Annotated in this window: 13 protein-coding genes and 1 riboswitch; of the genes, 4 read left to right on the top strand and 9 right to left on the bottom strand. The window is 67.2% G+C overall.

From position 1 onward, the window contains the following. Positions 1-2: 2 nt before the first annotated feature. Entirely contained in the window at positions 3-1,730 is a 1,728-nt protein-coding gene (locus Q1A36_RS08755; protein ID WP_299842196.1) for a glycosyl transferase family 90, read from the bottom strand. A gap of 150 nt (positions 1,731-1,880) precedes the next feature. Then, positions 1,881-1,970, top strand: a riboswitch (glycine riboswitch). A gap of 147 nt (positions 1,971-2,117) precedes the next feature. Between Q1A36_RS08755 and gcvT the strand changes: the two genes are divergently transcribed. From gcvT to Q1A36_RS08735, 4 genes are all read left to right on the top strand, one after another. Continuing rightward, on the top strand, positions 2,118-3,242 hold the full coding sequence (gcvT, locus tag Q1A36_RS08750; protein ID WP_299842193.1) for a glycine cleavage system aminomethyltransferase GcvT: 1,125 nt from the start codon (positions 2,118-2,120) through the stop codon (positions 3,240-3,242). 14 nt (positions 3,243-3,256) lie between these two features. After that, positions 3,257-3,613 carry a glycine cleavage system protein GcvH gene (gene gcvH, locus Q1A36_RS08745; RefSeq protein ID WP_101754351.1) on the top strand — a complete coding sequence of 119 codons (357 nt, stop codon included), beginning with the start codon at positions 3,257-3,259 and terminating at the stop codon, positions 3,611-3,613. Positions 3,614-3,722: 109 nt separating this feature from the next. Further along, positions 3,723-6,563: an aminomethyl-transferring glycine dehydrogenase gene (gene gcvP / locus Q1A36_RS08740; protein WP_299842286.1), complete on the top strand. Its 2,841-nt coding sequence runs from the start codon at positions 3,723-3,725 to the stop codon at positions 6,561-6,563. A 273-nt stretch (positions 6,564-6,836) separates the two neighbouring features. After that, entirely contained in the window at positions 6,837-7,220 is a 384-nt protein-coding gene (locus Q1A36_RS08735) for a VOC family protein (protein ID WP_299842191.1), read from the top strand. Positions 7,221-7,270: 50 nt separating this feature from the next. Here the strand turns inward: Q1A36_RS08735 and Q1A36_RS08730 are convergent, their stop codons facing one another. The 8 genes from Q1A36_RS08730 to Q1A36_RS08695 form a co-directional block, all read right to left on the bottom strand. Further along, positions 7,271-8,125 (bottom strand): ureidoglycolate lyase, encoded by an 855-nt coding sequence (locus Q1A36_RS08730; RefSeq protein WP_299842188.1) that lies wholly within the window; start codon positions 8,123-8,125, stop codon positions 7,271-7,273. Positions 8,126-8,146: 21 nt separating this feature from the next. Next, positions 8,147-8,890, bottom strand: a complete 744-nt coding sequence (locus Q1A36_RS08725; RefSeq protein WP_299842283.1) for an SDR family oxidoreductase — start codon at positions 8,888-8,890, stop codon at positions 8,147-8,149. A 62-nt stretch (positions 8,891-8,952) separates the two neighbouring features. Next, the gene (locus tag Q1A36_RS08720) at positions 8,953-10,419 is read right to left on the bottom strand and encodes an FGGY-family carbohydrate kinase (protein ID WP_299842185.1); all 1,467 of its coding nucleotides are present in this window, start codon (positions 10,417-10,419) and stop codon (positions 8,953-8,955) included. 10 nt (positions 10,420-10,429) lie between these two features. Further along, positions 10,430-11,089: an HAD-IA family hydrolase gene (locus tag Q1A36_RS08715; protein ID WP_299842182.1), complete on the bottom strand. Its 660-nt coding sequence runs from the start codon at positions 11,087-11,089 to the stop codon at positions 10,430-10,432. Between the two features lie 7 nt (positions 11,090-11,096). Next, entirely contained in the window at positions 11,097-12,563 is a 1,467-nt protein-coding gene (locus tag Q1A36_RS08710; protein ID WP_299842180.1) for a mannitol dehydrogenase family protein, read from the bottom strand. 57 nt (positions 12,564-12,620) lie between these two features. Next, entirely contained in the window at positions 12,621-13,394 is a 774-nt protein-coding gene (locus Q1A36_RS08705) for an L-iditol 2-dehydrogenase (protein ID WP_299842178.1), read from the bottom strand. Then, on the bottom strand, positions 13,391-14,389 hold the full coding sequence (locus Q1A36_RS08700) for an ABC transporter ATP-binding protein (RefSeq protein WP_299842176.1): 999 nt from the start codon (positions 14,387-14,389) through the stop codon (positions 13,391-13,393). Before Q1A36_RS08700 ends, Q1A36_RS08705 begins: the two co-directional genes overlap by 4 nt. A 12-nt stretch (positions 14,390-14,401) precedes the next feature. Then, positions 14,402-15,226 carry a carbohydrate ABC transporter permease gene (locus tag Q1A36_RS08695; protein WP_101753220.1) on the bottom strand — a complete coding sequence of 275 codons (825 nt, stop codon included), beginning with the start codon at positions 15,224-15,226 and terminating at the stop codon, positions 14,402-14,404. Positions 15,227-15,230: the final 4 nt, after the last annotated feature.

The raw sequence follows: 15,230 nt of genomic DNA, 5'->3' as shown, positions 1-15,230 counted from the left end.
CGTCAGTCCTGCCCGGTGGCCGCGCGGTAGTCGGCCAGAACCAGCGCCAGATGCCGCCGCCGCCCCGCCGGATCGGCCAGTGCCGCGCAGACCCGGCGCGCTGCGGCCACCATGCGGGCGCAGGCCAGCGGGTTCTCGCGCGCCCAGTCCTGCTTTTCGGCCAGATCAGCGGCACCGTAATCCAGCGGAATGTAATGCTCCCACGGACGCAGCACCCCGGAATGGTAAACTTGCCAGCCATCCTCTTCCTTCAGCACCATTCCCCCCGCGTTCAGCGCGGGCAGGAACTCCTCGGCCAGCGCCGCGCCGCCGAGGCAGATGATGAAGCGATGGCTGTGCAACGCATCCCCTGCAAGGTCGGCCGAAATCAGCGACCCCAACCCGGCCTTGCGCAGCGCCTGCGCCGCGCGTGCGTCGGGCAGCAGTCGCACATCCACATCCGCTGAGCCCTGCCAGCGCTGCACGAAGGCGATGCGACTGTTTTCCTGCAGATCGGCCAGCGCCGCCTGATGCCGCGGGCTGCCCTCCTCGCTTTTCAGGATCAGGTCAACGGCGCGATGGGCCGGGCGCATCAGCCCCGGACCGCTCGCCCCCGGCGCATAGCCCGACAAGCCGCCTTGCCAGATCGCCCGGTCGAGCCGCTGGTCCAGCGGGGTCACCGCATTGGGGTCCGGGCCAAGGAAGGCGTTGTTCCCCAGCCGGTGAAAGCGCGGCATCGGCCAAAGGACTACGTTCGCCGCGCCTTCGCGCCTGCTGGGGGCGATGACCGGGCCGCCGCTGGCGGTGCGGGGCGAGGTGCCGATCAGGCAGTCATCGCGCATGTCGAGGTGATAGACCCCCCGATCCGCCACCTCCGCGATGTCATTCGCCGCCGCCGCGAGCAGCAGATGGCCGGGTCGCAGCGGGTCGGCGAGGTAGCGCCCCGTCTCCATGCGCCGCACCGGCAGCAGCGCGCCCGCCGCGTTGCGCAGCTCGCCCAGGGCTGCGTCAAATCGCGCGATGCCCGGCAGGTCGCGCGGTCCGGTTTCGATCCGGGCGGGGACGGCAAAGCGGGCCAGCGAGGTGGCCATCCGCTCGCGCGCCTCGTCGTCGATCCCCGCACCCGGCTGCGGTGCGGCCAGCATGGCCGTGACCTCGGCGGCATAGGCCTTGCGGCTTTCCACCCGGCCCGCGCCGGGCAGGTCGGGAATCTTGGGCAGGTCGAACCAGCGCGACAGCGCGCGGCGGTAATCCTCGGGTTCGGCGGTGTCGATGTCGATCTCGATGAATTCGGCCCGGTCCCCGAAATGCGCGCGACAGGCGACCAGATGCGCGTCCCAGTCCGCCCGCCACAGCCTGGCCAGATCCGCCAGCGCGACGCCCCGGTTCATCGCATGGGCGCGGGCATAGCTGCCACCTTGGTGGCGATAGCGGCTGGCGATCCAGTCCTCGACCCGCCGGGTGTTCAGCAGGAAGACTGCACCGGGAAAGCAACGGTCGAGATAGGCGAAATCGCGGAATGCCTCGATCACCGGGGCATGGACGAACCGCACCGATTCCATGTCGGTAAAGGCAACCGTGTCGGCCCATCGCTGCAGCGGCGCGCGTCCGGTCAGCTTCGAATAGGCGATATCCTCGGCCAAAGCGCCTTTTTCCCAGTGCCGCACCGGGATGCCGTTCAGGCGGAACAACCGCTCGATGAAGGTGGTGCCGCATTTGTTGAAGCCGATCTGGAAGATTTTTCGGGTCAAGCCGGCCTCGTCGCGTTGCCGCCTATGTCGCGCGGCGGGGTGGCGGCTGTCAATCTTCCGGGCTTTCGGGAAGGTGGTCAAAAGCGTCGCATCCCGTGCCGTCTGCGACAAAGGTCTTGCCTTGCGCCAAGGCAGCGGCTACCTCTCAGCAGCAGGAACTCGGGAGAATCCGGCCTCGTGCCGGTGCCGAAGGAGCAGCCGCCCCGGCGAACTCTCAGGCAAAAGGACCGTCTTCCTGACTGAACTCTGGAGAGTGGCCGCAAGGCCCGCCGAAGGGATAACGATCTCAGGCGTCCGCAGCGCGGGCAAGGACAGAGGGGGCATCTAGGGCTGGCAGCGTGCCGGTTGACAGATGCCGGACCACCGGCGCCATGTAAGGGAGGGCCGATGGCCGAGGAACTGAATCGAACCGGTCTTTATGACCTGCATGTCGCCGAAGGTGCCAAGATGGTGCCCTTTGCCGGTTGGGAAATGCCCGTGCAATTCCCGACCGGGGTGCTGACCGAGCATCTGCATACGCGCGCCCATGCCGGCCTCTTCGACGTGTCGCATATGGGCCAGGTGAAGATCCTGCCGAAGGATGGCGATCTGGCCTCTGCGGCGCTGGCGCTGGAAACGCTGATCCCGGCTGATGTGCTGGGCCTGCCCGAGGGGCGGCAGCGTTACGGCCTTTTCACCAACGCGGAAGGCGGCATCCTGGATGACCTGATGTTCGCCAATCGCGGCGATCACTATTTTCTGGTGGTGAACGCCGCCCGCGCCGATCACGACATTCCGCATCTGCAGACGCTGGCCGGTGTCGAGGTGCAGCCGATCACCGATCGCGGCCTCATCGCCCTGCAGGGACCGAAGGCGGTCGAGGTGCTGGAGCGGCAATTGCCCGGCGTGTCGGCCATGGCCTTCATGGACGTGGCGAGCTTTGACTGGCAGGGGGCCGAGCTCTGGGTCTCGCGCTCGGGCTATACCGGCGAGGACGGGTTCGAGATCTCGATCCCCGAGGCCAGCCTGACCGCTTTCGTCGAGACGCTGATGGATTATCCCGAGGTGCTGCCAATCGGCCTCGCCGCCCGCGACAGCCTGAGGCTCGAGGCCGGGATGCCGCTTTACGGCCATGACCTGACCGAAGAGACCACCCCGGTCGAGGCCGGGCTGGCCTGGTCCATCGGCAAGGCCCGCCGTTCGGGCGGTGCCCGCGCCGGCGGCTTTCCGGGCGCCGACAAGGTGCTGGGCCAGGTGCAGGACGGCGCCGCCAGCCGCCGCGTGGGCCTGACGCCCGAGGGCCGGGCACCGATCCGCGAGGGCGTGACCATCTTCGACGCCGAGATCGGTGGCGTCCAGATCGGCGAGGTCTGCTCGGGCGGCTTCGGCCCTTCGGTCGGCGGTCCGGTCGCCATGGCCTACCTGCCTGCCGCGCTCTCCACTGGCAGCCTTGTCTGGGCCGAGGTCCGGGGCAAGCGGATGCCCGTGCGCGTGACCGCCCTGCCCTTCATCACTCCTTCCTACAAACGCTGAGGACGCTTCCCATGCTGAAATTTACCGAAGACCATGAATGGCTGCGCGCCGAGGGCGGCGAGATCGTCGTGGGCATCACCGCCCATGCCAGCGAGCAGCTGGGCGATGTCGTGTTCATCGAACTGCCCGAGGAAGGCCGCGAAGTGGCGGCGGGCGAAGAGGTCGTGGTGATCGAATCGGTCAAGGCCGCCTCGGACATCACTGCCCCGGTCGCCGGCAAGATCACCGCCGTGAACAGCGCCCTTGCGGACGCGCCGGGCGATGTGAACGGCGATCCGATGGGGGCCTGGTTCTTCAAGATCGCGCCCACGGATGCCGGCGCCATGGACGGGTTCATGGACGAAGCCGCCTATCAGGCGCTGATCGGCTGACCGGCTGAGCCAAAGGCCGGGGGCTGCCTGCCCCCGGGCCACCGAGGATAATTTTTGCACGGATGATGGGGCCCGTTTCGCGGCCTTGCTGATGGATTGGATGCTGCCGATGACCCGCTGGAATCCCACCGACTACAACCCCGACGATTTCGCCAACCGCCGCCATATCGGCCCCTCGCCCGCCGAGATGGCCGAGATGCTGAAGGCCGTCGGCGCCGACAGCCTGGACGCGCTGATCGATCAGACCGTTCCGCAGGCGATCCGCCAGGCCACCCCGCTGACCTGGCCGGCGCTGTCCGAGGCCGCGCTGCTGGCGCGGATGGAAGAGGTCGCCAAGAAGAACAAGGTGATGAACAGCCTGATCGGTCAGGGCTATTACGGCACCGTCACGCCGCCCGCGATCCAGCGCAACATCTTTGAAAACCCCGCGTGGTACACGGCCTATACGCCCTATCAGCCCGAGATCGCGCAGGGGCGGCTCGAGGCGCTGTTGAACTATCAGACCATGGTGGCCGACCTGACCGGGCTGCCGGTGGCCAATGCCAGCCTTCTGGACGAAGCGACGGCGGCGGCCGAGGCGATGGCCATGGCGCAGCGCCAGTCCAAGGCGAAAACCGATGCCTTCTTCGTGGCCCATGACCTGCACCCGCAGACCATTTCGGTGATCGAGACCCGCGCCGCCCCCTTGGGCATCCGCATCATCAAGGGCGCGATCGACGATCTGAAGCCCGCCGAGGTCTTCGGCGCGATCTTCCAGTATCCCGGCACCTATGGCCATGTCCGCGACGTGACCCCCGAGATCGAGGCGCTGCATGCCGCAGGCGCGCTGGCGATCCTCGCCACCGACCTCCTGGCGCTGTGCCTGTTGAAATCGCCGGGCGAGATGGGGGCGGATATCGCCGTCGGCTCGGCGCAGCGGTTCGGCGTGCCGATGGGCTATGGCGGGCCGCACGCCGCCTTCATGTCCTGCCGCGACGCGCTGAAGCGCACCATGCCGGGCCGGATCGTCGGCGTCAGCATCGACGCCTCGGGCAACAAGGCCTATCGCCTGTCGCTGCAGACCCGCGAACAGCATATCCGCCGCGAGAAGGCGACCAGCAATGTCTGCACCGCGCAGGCGCTGCTGGCGGTGATGGCCAGCTTCTATGCCGTCTTCCACGGTCCGGTGGGCCTGCGCGCCATCGCGCAGCGGGTGCACCTGACCGCCGTGACCATCGCCAATGCGCTGCGCGCCGCCGGGGCCGATGTGGCGCCCGAGGTCTTCTTTGACACCATCACCGTCAAGGTCGGCGTCGGTCAGGCGGGCATCCTTGCCGCCGCCGAACAGCGGGGCATCAACCTGCGTCAGGTCGGCCGGGACCGCGTCGGCATCTCGGTCGATGAGACCACCGATGCCGGGGTCATCGCGCGCCTCTTGGACGCCTTCGGCATCGACGAACCGGCCGAGCCGGCCACCAGCCCGGTCCTGCCCGATGCGCTCTTGCGCGAGACCGATTACCTGACCCATCCGGTCTTCCACATGAACCGGGCGGAATCCGAGATGATGCGCTATATGCGTCGGCTTTCGGACCGCGATCTGGCGCTGGACCGGGCGATGATTCCGCTCGGCTCCTGCACCATGAAGCTGAACGCCGCCGCCGAGATGATGCCGATCACCTGGCCGGAATTCGGCGCGCTGCACCCCTTTGCCCCGCGTCATCAGACGCTCGGCTATGTCGAGGCCATCGCCGATCTCGAGGAGAAGCTCTGCGAGATCACCGGCTATGACGCCTTCTCGATGCAGCCGAACAGCGGCGCGCAGGGGGAATATGCCGGCCTTCTGACCATTCAGGCCTTCCACCGCGCCAATGGCGATGACCAGCGCGATGTCTGCCTGATCCCGGTTTCGGCCCATGGCACCAACCCGGCCTCGGCGCAGATGTGCGGGATGAAGGTCGTGGTGGTGAAATCCGCCCCCAATGGCGATATCGACCTCGAGGATTTCGCCGACAAGGCGAAGCAGGCGGGCGACAGGCTGGCGGCGGTGATGATCACCTATCCCAGCACCCATGGCGTCTTCGAGGATACCGTGCGGCAGGTCTGCGAGATCGCTCATGACCATGGCGGGCAGGTCTATATCGACGGCGCCAACATGAACGCGCTGGTCGGGCTGGTGAAGCCGGGCGAGATCGGCGGCGATGTCAGCCACCTGAACCTGCACAAGACCTTTGCCATCCCGCATGGCGGCGGCGGCCCGGGCATGGGCCCGATCGGCGTCAAGGGCCATCTGGCCCCCTACCTGCCCGGCGACCCGCGCAAGGAAGAGTCCGGCGCGGTCTCGGCCGCCCCCTATGGCTCGGCCTCGATCCTGCTCATTTCCTGGGCCTATATCCTGATGATGGGCGGTGAAGGGCTGACCCAGGCGACGCGGGTGGCGATCCTGAACGCCAATTACATCGCCAGCCGTCTGGCCGGGGCCTATCCGATCCTCTTCATGGGCAACCGTGGCCGGGTGGCGCATGAGTGCATCCTCGACACCCGGCCCTTCGCCGAGCATGGCGTGACCGTGGACGACATCGCCAAGCGGCTGATCGATAACGGCTTCCACGCGCCGACGATGAGCTGGCCTGTCGCCGGCACCCTGATGGTGGAACCGACCGAGTCCGAAACCAAGGCCGAGATCGACCGCTTCATCACCGCGCTGATGGCGATCCGGGACGAGATCACCGAGGTCGCCGAGGGCCGGATGAAGCCCGAAGACAGCCCGCTGCGCCACGCCCCGCATACGGTCGAGGATCTGGTCGCTGACTGGGATCGCGCCTATAGCCGCGAACAGGGCTGCTTCCCGGCGGGCGCCTTCCGCGTCGACAAATACTGGCCGCCGGTCGGCCGCGTCGACAATGCCTATGGCGACCGGAACCTGATCTGCACCTGCCCGCCGCTGGAAAGCTATGCCGAGGCGGCGGAGTAGTCAGCCGCGACCGCTGCGAAGACCCTGCCCGGAACAAGGCGCATCGCGCCGCCGGGCAAGCGGCCTGCCGTTCCGGCGGCTGGCCGCTCTGGTGCGGTTCGACGCCGAACGGCTGTTCGATATGCTGGTGACATAAAGGTTCACCCACCCACCGCCTCAGCGGCCACCCACGGCAGGCCGCCTGCCCTGTGTCGGGTCAGGGCGGCGGAGCAGGCAGGCGTGACCACCGAAATCATTTGCCCGGCTGGCAACGGCCGGGCATATTCGTATGCAATGGCATACAATAATAGTTTCATCCGCGACCTGCACCACGTCCAGCTTGCCATGCCCGCCGGCGGCGAGGATCTGGCGCGCGATTTTTACGCTGGCGTGCTGGGCCTGGCCGAGGTTCCGAAGCCCGAAGCGCTGCGGGGGCGCGGTGGGGTCTGGTTCGAGACCGGAGCCGTGCGCCTGCATCTTGGCGTGGAACAGCCCTTTTCCCCGGCCCGGAAGGCGCATCCGGCCTTGCGGGTCAGCTCGCTGGAAGAGGCAAAAACTGCCTTGTGGGCGCAGGGGCTGGAGTTTCGCAGCGAAATCGACCTTCCGGGGATCAGCCGGATCTATGTCGATGATCCCTTTGGCAACCGAATCGAACTTCTGGAACTGCTGGAGGGATAACGTTCCGGCCGCAGGTCGGGTGCGGCCGGAGCGCAGGATGTCGCGCCGGCTCAGCCGCCGGTGGTGCGCTGGGTCTGTTCGCCCAGACCATCAATGCCAAGACGGATGGTCTGGCCGGGGCGCAGATAGACCGGCGGCTTCTGTCCCAGTCCGACGCCCGGCGGGGTGCCGGTGGTGATGACATCGCCCGGCATCAGCCGCATGAATCGCGAGCAATAGGCGACCAGCGCGGCCACGCCGAAGACCATCGTGGCGGTATTGCCGTTCTGATAGCGGTGGCCGTCGACCTCGAGCCAGAGGCCCAGTTTCTGCGGATCGGCGATCTCGTCCCGCGTCACCAGCCAGGGGCCGATCGGGCCGAAGGTGTCGAAGCCCTTGCCCTTGTCCCAAGTCGCACCGCGCTCGATCTGCCATTCGCGCTCGCTCACGTCATTGATGACGCAATAGCCTGCGACATGGTTCAGCGCATCGGCCTCGGCAATATCGGTGCCGCCCTGCCCGATGACCACGCCAAGCTCGACCTCCCAATCGGTCTTGGTCGAACCCTTGGGGATGACGATATCGTCATCCGGGCCGCAGATGCAGGTGATCCACTTGTTGAAGACGACCGGCTCGTCGGGTACGGCGAGGCCGCTTTCGGCGGCATGGTCGGCATAGTTCAGCCCGATGGCGATGAATTTGCCCACCCCGCCGACGCAGGCGCCAAGGCGCAGGTCCTGTTGCGGTTTGCCCGGCACCACCGGCAGCGAGGCCGGGTCGATGGCGGCGAGTTTCGCCAGCCCGCCGGGGGTCAGCACCTCGCCCGCCAGATCAGCCACATGGCCCGACAGGTCACGCACCTGCCCCTGGTCGTCCAGCAGTCCCGGCTTTTCCGCCCCGGCGGGGCCATAGCGCAGCAGTTTCATCGCTTCCTCCTCGAATGTCTCTCAGATCGTCACGCCGCCATCGACCAGAATGGCCTGACCGGTCACGAACCGGCTTTCATCGGACAGCAGATAGACGACAATGGGCGTCATATCCTCGACCGTGGCAAGGCGCCCCATGGGCTGGCGGGCGATAAAGTCTTTCTCCGCCTGCACCGGGTCAGCGGCCGAAGCGATGCGGCCGCGCAGGCTGGGCGTGTCGACCGTACCGGGGCAGATTGCATTGGCGCGGACGCCGCGGGTGACGTAATCGGCGGCGATGGATTTCGTCAGACCGATCACCGCCGCCTTCGAGGTGCCATAGGCGCAGCGGTTCACGAAGCCTTTGATCGACGAACACATGGACGCCATGTTCACGATCGACACGCTGCCGGTTTCCCCAGCGCGCTGCAGCATTCCGGGCAGGACGGCGCGGGTCAGGTGGAACATGCCGTCGATGTTCAGGATGAAGCTGAGATCCCAGTCCTCGACCCTGGTGGTCTCGATGGTGCCGTTCACGACGATGCCGGCACAGTTGAAGATCCCATCCAGCGGCGGCAGTTCCGCCGCCAGCGCGGCAATGGCGCTGCGGTCGGTCACGTCCAGCGCGGCGATGCGGATGCCGTGCTCCTCGAGCCCCTCCAGCAGCCCCGGATCACGGTCGGTCGCCCAGACCGTCGCGCCCTCGGCCGCACAGGCGATGGCCGAGGCGCGTCCCATGCCCTGCCCCGCTGCCGTGATCAGAATCGTCTTGCCCTGCAGCCGCATCATCCGCCCTCCCAAGCCAGCCTGCGCTTCTGGTATACCAAATTCGCGGGTGAGGCCAGCGCCTATTGCGGCGATCCGCCCTCCAAGGCGTCGATTTCGGCGCGGTGCTGCTGCAACCGCTGGAAAATCTGCCAGTCCCGCTTGCGCCGCGCCTGCGCCGCCGGGTCGGGGCGGGTGATCTGCGCCGGCAGGGCAAAGACCTCGCGCGCGGCGCGGATGCCGCCCAGAAACGGCGCGGCGGCAGCGATGGCGGCACCGCGCAGCACCGCATCCTCGGGCTGCCAGTGGATCTCGGCCCCGGTCACATCGGCGTAAAGCTGGCGCATCAGGGACGAGCGCGCCTGACCGCCTGCCATGGCCAGACGGGAGGGCTGGCCCAGCCCCATATGCTCGATCACCTGTCGCGTCCCCAGCGCGATCCCGACCGCCGCCCGCCAGTAGAGCGCGTCCAGCGCCGCCTCGCTGCGATCCAGCGTGGCGCCGTGGATCACGCCCCGCACCAGCGGATCGGCAAAGGGCGTGCGGCTGCCCTTGATGTCGGGCAGGACATGCAGGCCCGCGCCCGGCTCCTGCCGCTCGGGATGCAAGCGGGCGAGGATCTGGCCGTGGCTTTGCGGCTCGGGGTAGCACTGGCGGATGCGGTCCAGAAGCGCACCCGTCGCGGATTGGCCGCCCTCGCTGACCGCCTCGCCGGGCAGGATGGCATCGGGATAGGGACCCCAGATTGCCGGCTTCTGCGGCACATCGGCGGCCATCACGCAATTCGAGGTGCCGGCGATCAGCACCGGCATGTCGGAGGCCGCCCCCAGCGCCCCGGCAAAGGCATCGATCAGCCCGGCGGCGACCCGGCATCCGGTGGTCAGCCCCAGCCGGTCCGCAGCTTCGGCCTGCAACGCGCCGATGGGTGCCCCCGGCGCGAGAACCGCCCCGCCCCGTGGCAAGTCCACCAGCCCCAGCCCCGCCATCAGCCCCTGCTGCCAGCCGCCCGCCTCGGCGATATAGGGCCATTTCGCCACCATCGCACACAGCGACCTGTGGTCCTGCCCGGTCGCGGCAAAGGCCAGCTGATCGCCGAGGTCACGCACGGCGGTCAGCCCGGCCCAGGCTTCGGGGCGGTGCCGCGCCAGCCACATCAGCTTGGGCGTCTGCATCTCGGGCGAGACCTGCCCCCCGGCCCGCGCGGCCAGCGGATGGCCGGTGGCGCTCAACTCCTCGGCCTCGGCAGTGGCGCGGTGGTCATGCCAGGCGATCACATCGGGGGCAAAGCCCGGCGCATCGACATAGAGCGAACACGTCGCGTCGAAGGCCAGCGCAGACACCTCGTCCGGCGCCACCCCGGCCATGTTCTGCGCCTCGCGCAGCGCATCCGCGACGGCCTGCCAGATCTCGGCAAACTCGTATCCGGCGCGCCCGTCCGGGTCGGTTCTGGTGGAAAATCCGTGGCTTGCCCGCGCCAGCAGCCGACCCTCAGACCCGAATATCGCCGCCCGCGCGCGGGCGCTGCCTACGTCAACGGCGCTGAACAGCAATTCCGTCCCCCTAGCCCATCCGGCTGAGAGTTTCGGGCAGATCGGCCGCATGTTCAACCAGCGCGTTGGGCTCCAGCGCCGCCAGCTTCTCGGCCAGCCGTGCCGGGCGGGCATGGGCGCCGCCCAGAAAGCCGACGACCCGCATTCCGGCGGCACGGGCGGCGCGGATGCCGGCGGGACTGTCCTCGATCACCACGCAATCCTTGGGCGCGGCGCCAAGCCGTTCGGCGGCCATCAGGAACAGGTCGGGCGCCGGCTTGCCGTGCTTGACCATGGTCGCGGAATAGACATGCGGGGCGAAGTAATCCCAGAGCCCGGTCAGACCCAGCGACAGGCGCAGCCGGTCCGGGTTGCTGGACGAGGCGACGGCGCGCGGCCCGCCAAGCCGGCTGAGCGCCTGTTCGATGCCGGGGATGGCCAGCAGATCCACCCGGAAGCGGTCGGCCAGCCGGTCGCGCAGCGCCGACAGATCCTCGGTGATGTCGATGCCGAAGCGCTCGCGCAGGTAGCTGATCTCGTGGCTGGTCGAGGTGCCGAGGAACAGGTCATAGGCCTCGCGTTCCGAGATGGGCAGGTCGCGGTTGCGAATCAGCCGCATCAGCTCGCCCATCGACAGCACCTCGCTGTCCACCAGCACGCCGTCGCAATCGAAGATCAGCGCCCGGCCCATCCGTCGCTTACCCGCCGAGATAGCGGCGCAGCGTCGCCGCAGTGCCGTCTCGCCACAGCGCGTTCAGCCAGTTGCCGAAGGCCTCGGCAAAGCGCGGATCGCGGCCCGTCGCGCCATAGATATCGGCCATGCCGAGCCAGACGGACGGATCGTCCTTCGCCGCCTTCGCGGTCTCGGTCAGCCGGTCCCAGCTGGGATCATTGGGCTCGATCACCGCGCCGCTGTCGGTCGTCCCGGCGCAATAGCGGCACCAGAGCGCCGATTCCAGCGCCAGCCCCTCGACCGGAAGATCGCGGGCCAGACGGTCGGCAATGGTCGGGATGATGAACTTGGGCTGCCGGTTCGAGCCGTCGAGGCACAGCCGCCGCACGGTATCGCCGATTTTCGGATTGGCGCAGCGTTCCTTGACCTTGGCGAAATAGGCATTGAGATCGGTGCCCGGCACCGGCGGCACGGCGGGGATGATCTCGTCGGTCTCGACCTTCTCGAGGAAGGCCGCCACCAGATCGTTCTGCATCGCCTCATGGACGAAATGCACGTCCATCAGCCCGGCGGGATAGGCGATGACCGCATGGCCGCCGTTCAGGATGCGGATCTTCATCAGCTCCCACGGCGTCACATCGGCGACGAACTCGACCCCGGCCTCTTCCAGCGGCGGTCGGCCGGCGGGGAAATTGTCTTCCAGCACCCATTGCATGAAGTCCTCGCAGAAGACCGGGGCGTCGTCGGCAATACCGAACTCATCGCGCACCATGGCCCGCTCGCGGTCGCTGGTGGCGGGGGTGATGCGGTCGACCATGCCATTGGGGAAGGCGACATTGCCCTTGATCCACAGCGCCAGTTCCGGGTCCGAAAGACGCGCGGTTTCCACCACCGCCTCGCGGGTGACCGAGCCGTTATGCGGGATGTTGTCGCAGCACATGACGGTGAAGGGCGGATGCCCGGCGGCGCGGCGGGCCTTCAGCCCCGCGACCAGCAGGCCGAACACCGTTTTCGGCGCGTCGGGATTGGCGCCATCGGCGGCGATGGCCGGATGGGTCGGGTCGAAATGCCCGGTATTGGCGTCGATGAAATAGCCGCCCTCGGTGATGGTCAGGCTGGCGATGCGGATGGCCGGATCGGCCAGCTGCGCGATCACCTGCGCAGAATTGCCCGGCGCGATATAGTCGATCATCGGGCCGATGACGCGGGGCTGCGAGGTCTCGGCCGATTGCTCGACCACGGTATAGAGGTTGTCCTGCCCGGCCAGCGTGTCGCGCATCCGCTGGTCGCCCGGCATGACGCCCGCGCCGATGATGGCGAAATCGAGGCCAAGCCCCGTATTCATCAACCGGTCCAGGTAGACGGCCTGGTGTGCGCGGTGGAAATTGCCGACGCCGAAATGCAGCATCCCGCCGCTGAGGCTCTGGCGGTCATAGGCCGGAACCGCGCAGTCGAGTTGGGAAAGGGTCGCGTCAGAAAGGTTTTGCGCCATCAGGTCACCTGTGGTCTGGGATGGAGGGGAAGCAGGAAGCCGGTGCCGGATGCGGCCTCAGCTCATCCACTGCCCGCCATCGACATTGTAGCATTGCGAGACGATGTAATTGGCCTCGTCCGAGGCAAGGAACACCGCCATTCCGGTCAGGTCGTCGGGGGTGGCAAAGCGGCCAGCGGGGACGCCGGCCTCGACCTCGGCCTTCTTCTGGCCCGGTTTCTTCCCCTCCAACTTGGCGAACATCGAGTCCACATGGACCCAGTGATCGCCATCGACGACGCCCGGGGCGATGGCGTTGACGTTGATGCCATGCTTGATCAGATTCAGCCCCGCCGACTGCGTCATGCTGATGACCGCCGCCTTGGTCGAGCAATAGACCAGCACCAGCGACTCGCCCCGCCGTCCGGCTTGCGAGGCCATGTTGATGATCTTGCCGCCATGGCCCTGCGCGATCATCTGCCGCGCCGCCGCCTGCATGGTGAACAGGGTTCCCGCGACGTTGACGGCGTAAAGCTTGTCATAGCTGGCGCGGGTGATGTCCACCGTCTCGGCGGCATCGAACAGCGCGGCATTGTTGATGAGGATGTCCAGCTTGCCGGTCCTTTCGACCACGGCGGCAATGGCCGCGTCGATGCTGTCCTGCTGGCTCACGTCCAGCCGGACGGCATAGGCACCATCGCCGATCTCAGCCGCCGCCGCTTCTGCGGCCTCGAGGTTGATATCGGCGATGGCGACCTGCGCCCCCTCGCGCAGATAGGCTGCGGCAAAGCCAAGGCCGATGCCGCGGGCCGCGCCGGTGATCAGCGCGGATTTTCCGTTCAGCCGTTTCACAGTGCCAGCCCGTCCTTGCCGAACTTGTAGACCCGGCCTTCCTGCGCGCTGAGGAAGATGCGGTCGCCGTGATGAACCGGAAACTCGCCCTCGGCCCGGGCGATCACATGCTCGCCGCTGTCCAGATCGATATGCAGGAAGGTGTCCGACCCCAGATGTTCGGCCACGCCGACCGTGCCGGGATAGTCACCTTCGCTGGTCGACAGCCTCCAGTGCTCGGGACGCACGCCGATGGCATGGGCGCCATGAGCCGCCGCCGCCGCGCCCTCGAGGAAGTTCATGTTGGGCGAGCCGATGAAACCACCGACAAAGCGGTTGGCCGGGCGGGCGTAAAGCTCCATCGGGCTGCCCACCTGCTCGACATTGCCGGCGCGCAGCACGACGATCTTGTCGGCCATGGTCATCGCCTCGACCTGGTCATGGGTCACATAGATCATCGTGGTCTTGAGGCTGTTATGCAGCTCGCTGATCTCGACCCGCATGTTGACCCGCAGCGCCGCATCGAGGTTCGACAGCGGCTCGTCGAAGAGGAAGGCCGAAGGCTCGCGCACGATGGCCCGGCCGATGGCGACGCGCTGGCGCTGGCCGCCCGAGAGCTGCCCCGGCTTGCGGTCCAGATAGCTGTCGAGGTTCAGGATCTTCGCGGCATGGCTGACGCGCTTTTCCTGCTCGGCCTCGGGCATCTTGGCCATCTTCAGCGGGAAGGCGATGTTCTTCCTGACCGACATATGCGGGTAAAGCGCATAGGACTGGAACACCATGGCCAGACCGCGCTTGGCGGGACCGGCATCGGTCACATCCTGACCGTCGATCTGGATCTGGCCCGAGGTCACATCCTCCAGCCCGGCGATCAGCCTGAGCAGGGTCGACTTGCCGCAGCCCGAGGGGCCGACGAAGACGACGAATTCGCCATTGTTGATTTCCAGATCCACACCGGGAATGACTTCGACATCGCCAAAGGCCTTGCGGACGTTCTTGAGCGTAATGCTGCCCATCGTAAGGTCTCCTTATTTCACCGCGCCGAAGGTCAGGCCGCGGACAAGTTGTTTCTGGCTGAACCAGCCCATGATCAGGATCGGCGCGATGGCCAGCGTCGAGGCCGCCGAGAGCTTGGCCCAGAACAGGCCCTGCGGGCTGGAGAAGGAGGCGATGAAGGCCGAGAGCGGCGCGGCATTCGTCGTGGTCAGCTGGATGGTCCAGAAGGCCTCGTTCCAGGCCAGGATGATGTTCAGAAGCAGGGTCGAGGCGATGCCCGGCACCGCCATCGGCGCCAGCACATGCATGATCTCCTGCCCCAACGTCGCCCCGTCCATCCGCGCGGCCTCGAGGATCTCGCCCGGGATCTCGCGGAAATAGGTGTAGAGCATCCAGACCACGATCGGCAGGTTCATCAGCATCAGCACGATGACCAGCCCGGTGCGGGTATCGAGCAGGCCGGTCCGGAGGAAAATCAGGTAGATCGGCACCAGCACGGCCACGGCGGGCATCATCTTGGTCGAGAGCATCCACATCAGGATGTCTTTCGTCCGCTTCGTCGGCGAGAAGGCCATGGCCCAGGCCGCCGGGATGGCGACCAGCAGCGCCAGCACGGTCGAGCCCACGGCGATGATCACCGAGTTCATGAAGGGCCGGAAGTAGTTGTACTGCGACTGCACCTCGCGATAGCTCTCCAGCGTGAAGCTGGGGATCAGGTCGAAGCCGGCAATCGCCTCCTGTTCGGATTTGAAGCTGGTGATGATGGCATAGAGGATCGGGAAGAAGATCAGCAGGGCCACGAACCATGCGGCAATGGTCCAGCCGATCCGGGTGTTGCGGGAAACTGCGCGTGCCATGTCT

The sequence above is a fragment of the uncultured Paracoccus sp. genome (assembly GCF_947487305.1).
Taxonomy (GTDB): domain Bacteria; phylum Pseudomonadota; class Alphaproteobacteria; order Rhodobacterales; family Rhodobacteraceae; genus Paracoccus.
Note: the sequence above shows the minus strand (reverse complement) of the source record. Positions and strands in the feature narration are given on the sequence as shown.

Coding starts and splice junctions, on each gene's coding strand:
- gcvT (WP_299842193.1), top strand. CDS start 2,118: ATGGCCGAGGAACTGAATCGAACCGGTCTTTATGACCTGCATGTCGCC.
- gcvP (WP_299842286.1), top strand. CDS start 3,723: ATGACCCGCTGGAATCCCACCGACTACAACCCCGACGATTTCGCCAAC.
- Q1A36_RS08735 (WP_299842191.1), top strand. CDS start 6,837: ATGGCATACAATAATAGTTTCATCCGCGACCTGCACCACGTCCAGCTT.
- Q1A36_RS08730 (WP_299842188.1), bottom strand. CDS start 8,125: ATGAAACTGCTGCGCTATGGCCCCGCCGGGGCGGAAAAGCCGGGACTG.
- Q1A36_RS08725 (WP_299842283.1), bottom strand. CDS start 8,890: ATGCGGCTGCAGGGCAAGACGATTCTGATCACGGCAGCGGGGCAGGGC.
- Q1A36_RS08715 (WP_299842182.1), bottom strand. CDS start 11,089: ATGGGCCGGGCGCTGATCTTCGATTGCGACGGCGTGCTGGTGGACAGC.
- Q1A36_RS08710 (WP_299842180.1), bottom strand. CDS start 12,563: ATGGCGCAAAACCTTTCTGACGCGACCCTTTCCCAACTCGACTGCGCG.
- Q1A36_RS08700 (WP_299842176.1), bottom strand. CDS start 14,389: ATGGGCAGCATTACGCTCAAGAACGTCCGCAAGGCCTTTGGCGATGTC.
- Q1A36_RS08695 (WP_101753220.1), bottom strand. CDS start 15,226: ATGGCACGCGCAGTTTCCCGCAACACCCGGATCGGCTGGACCATTGCC.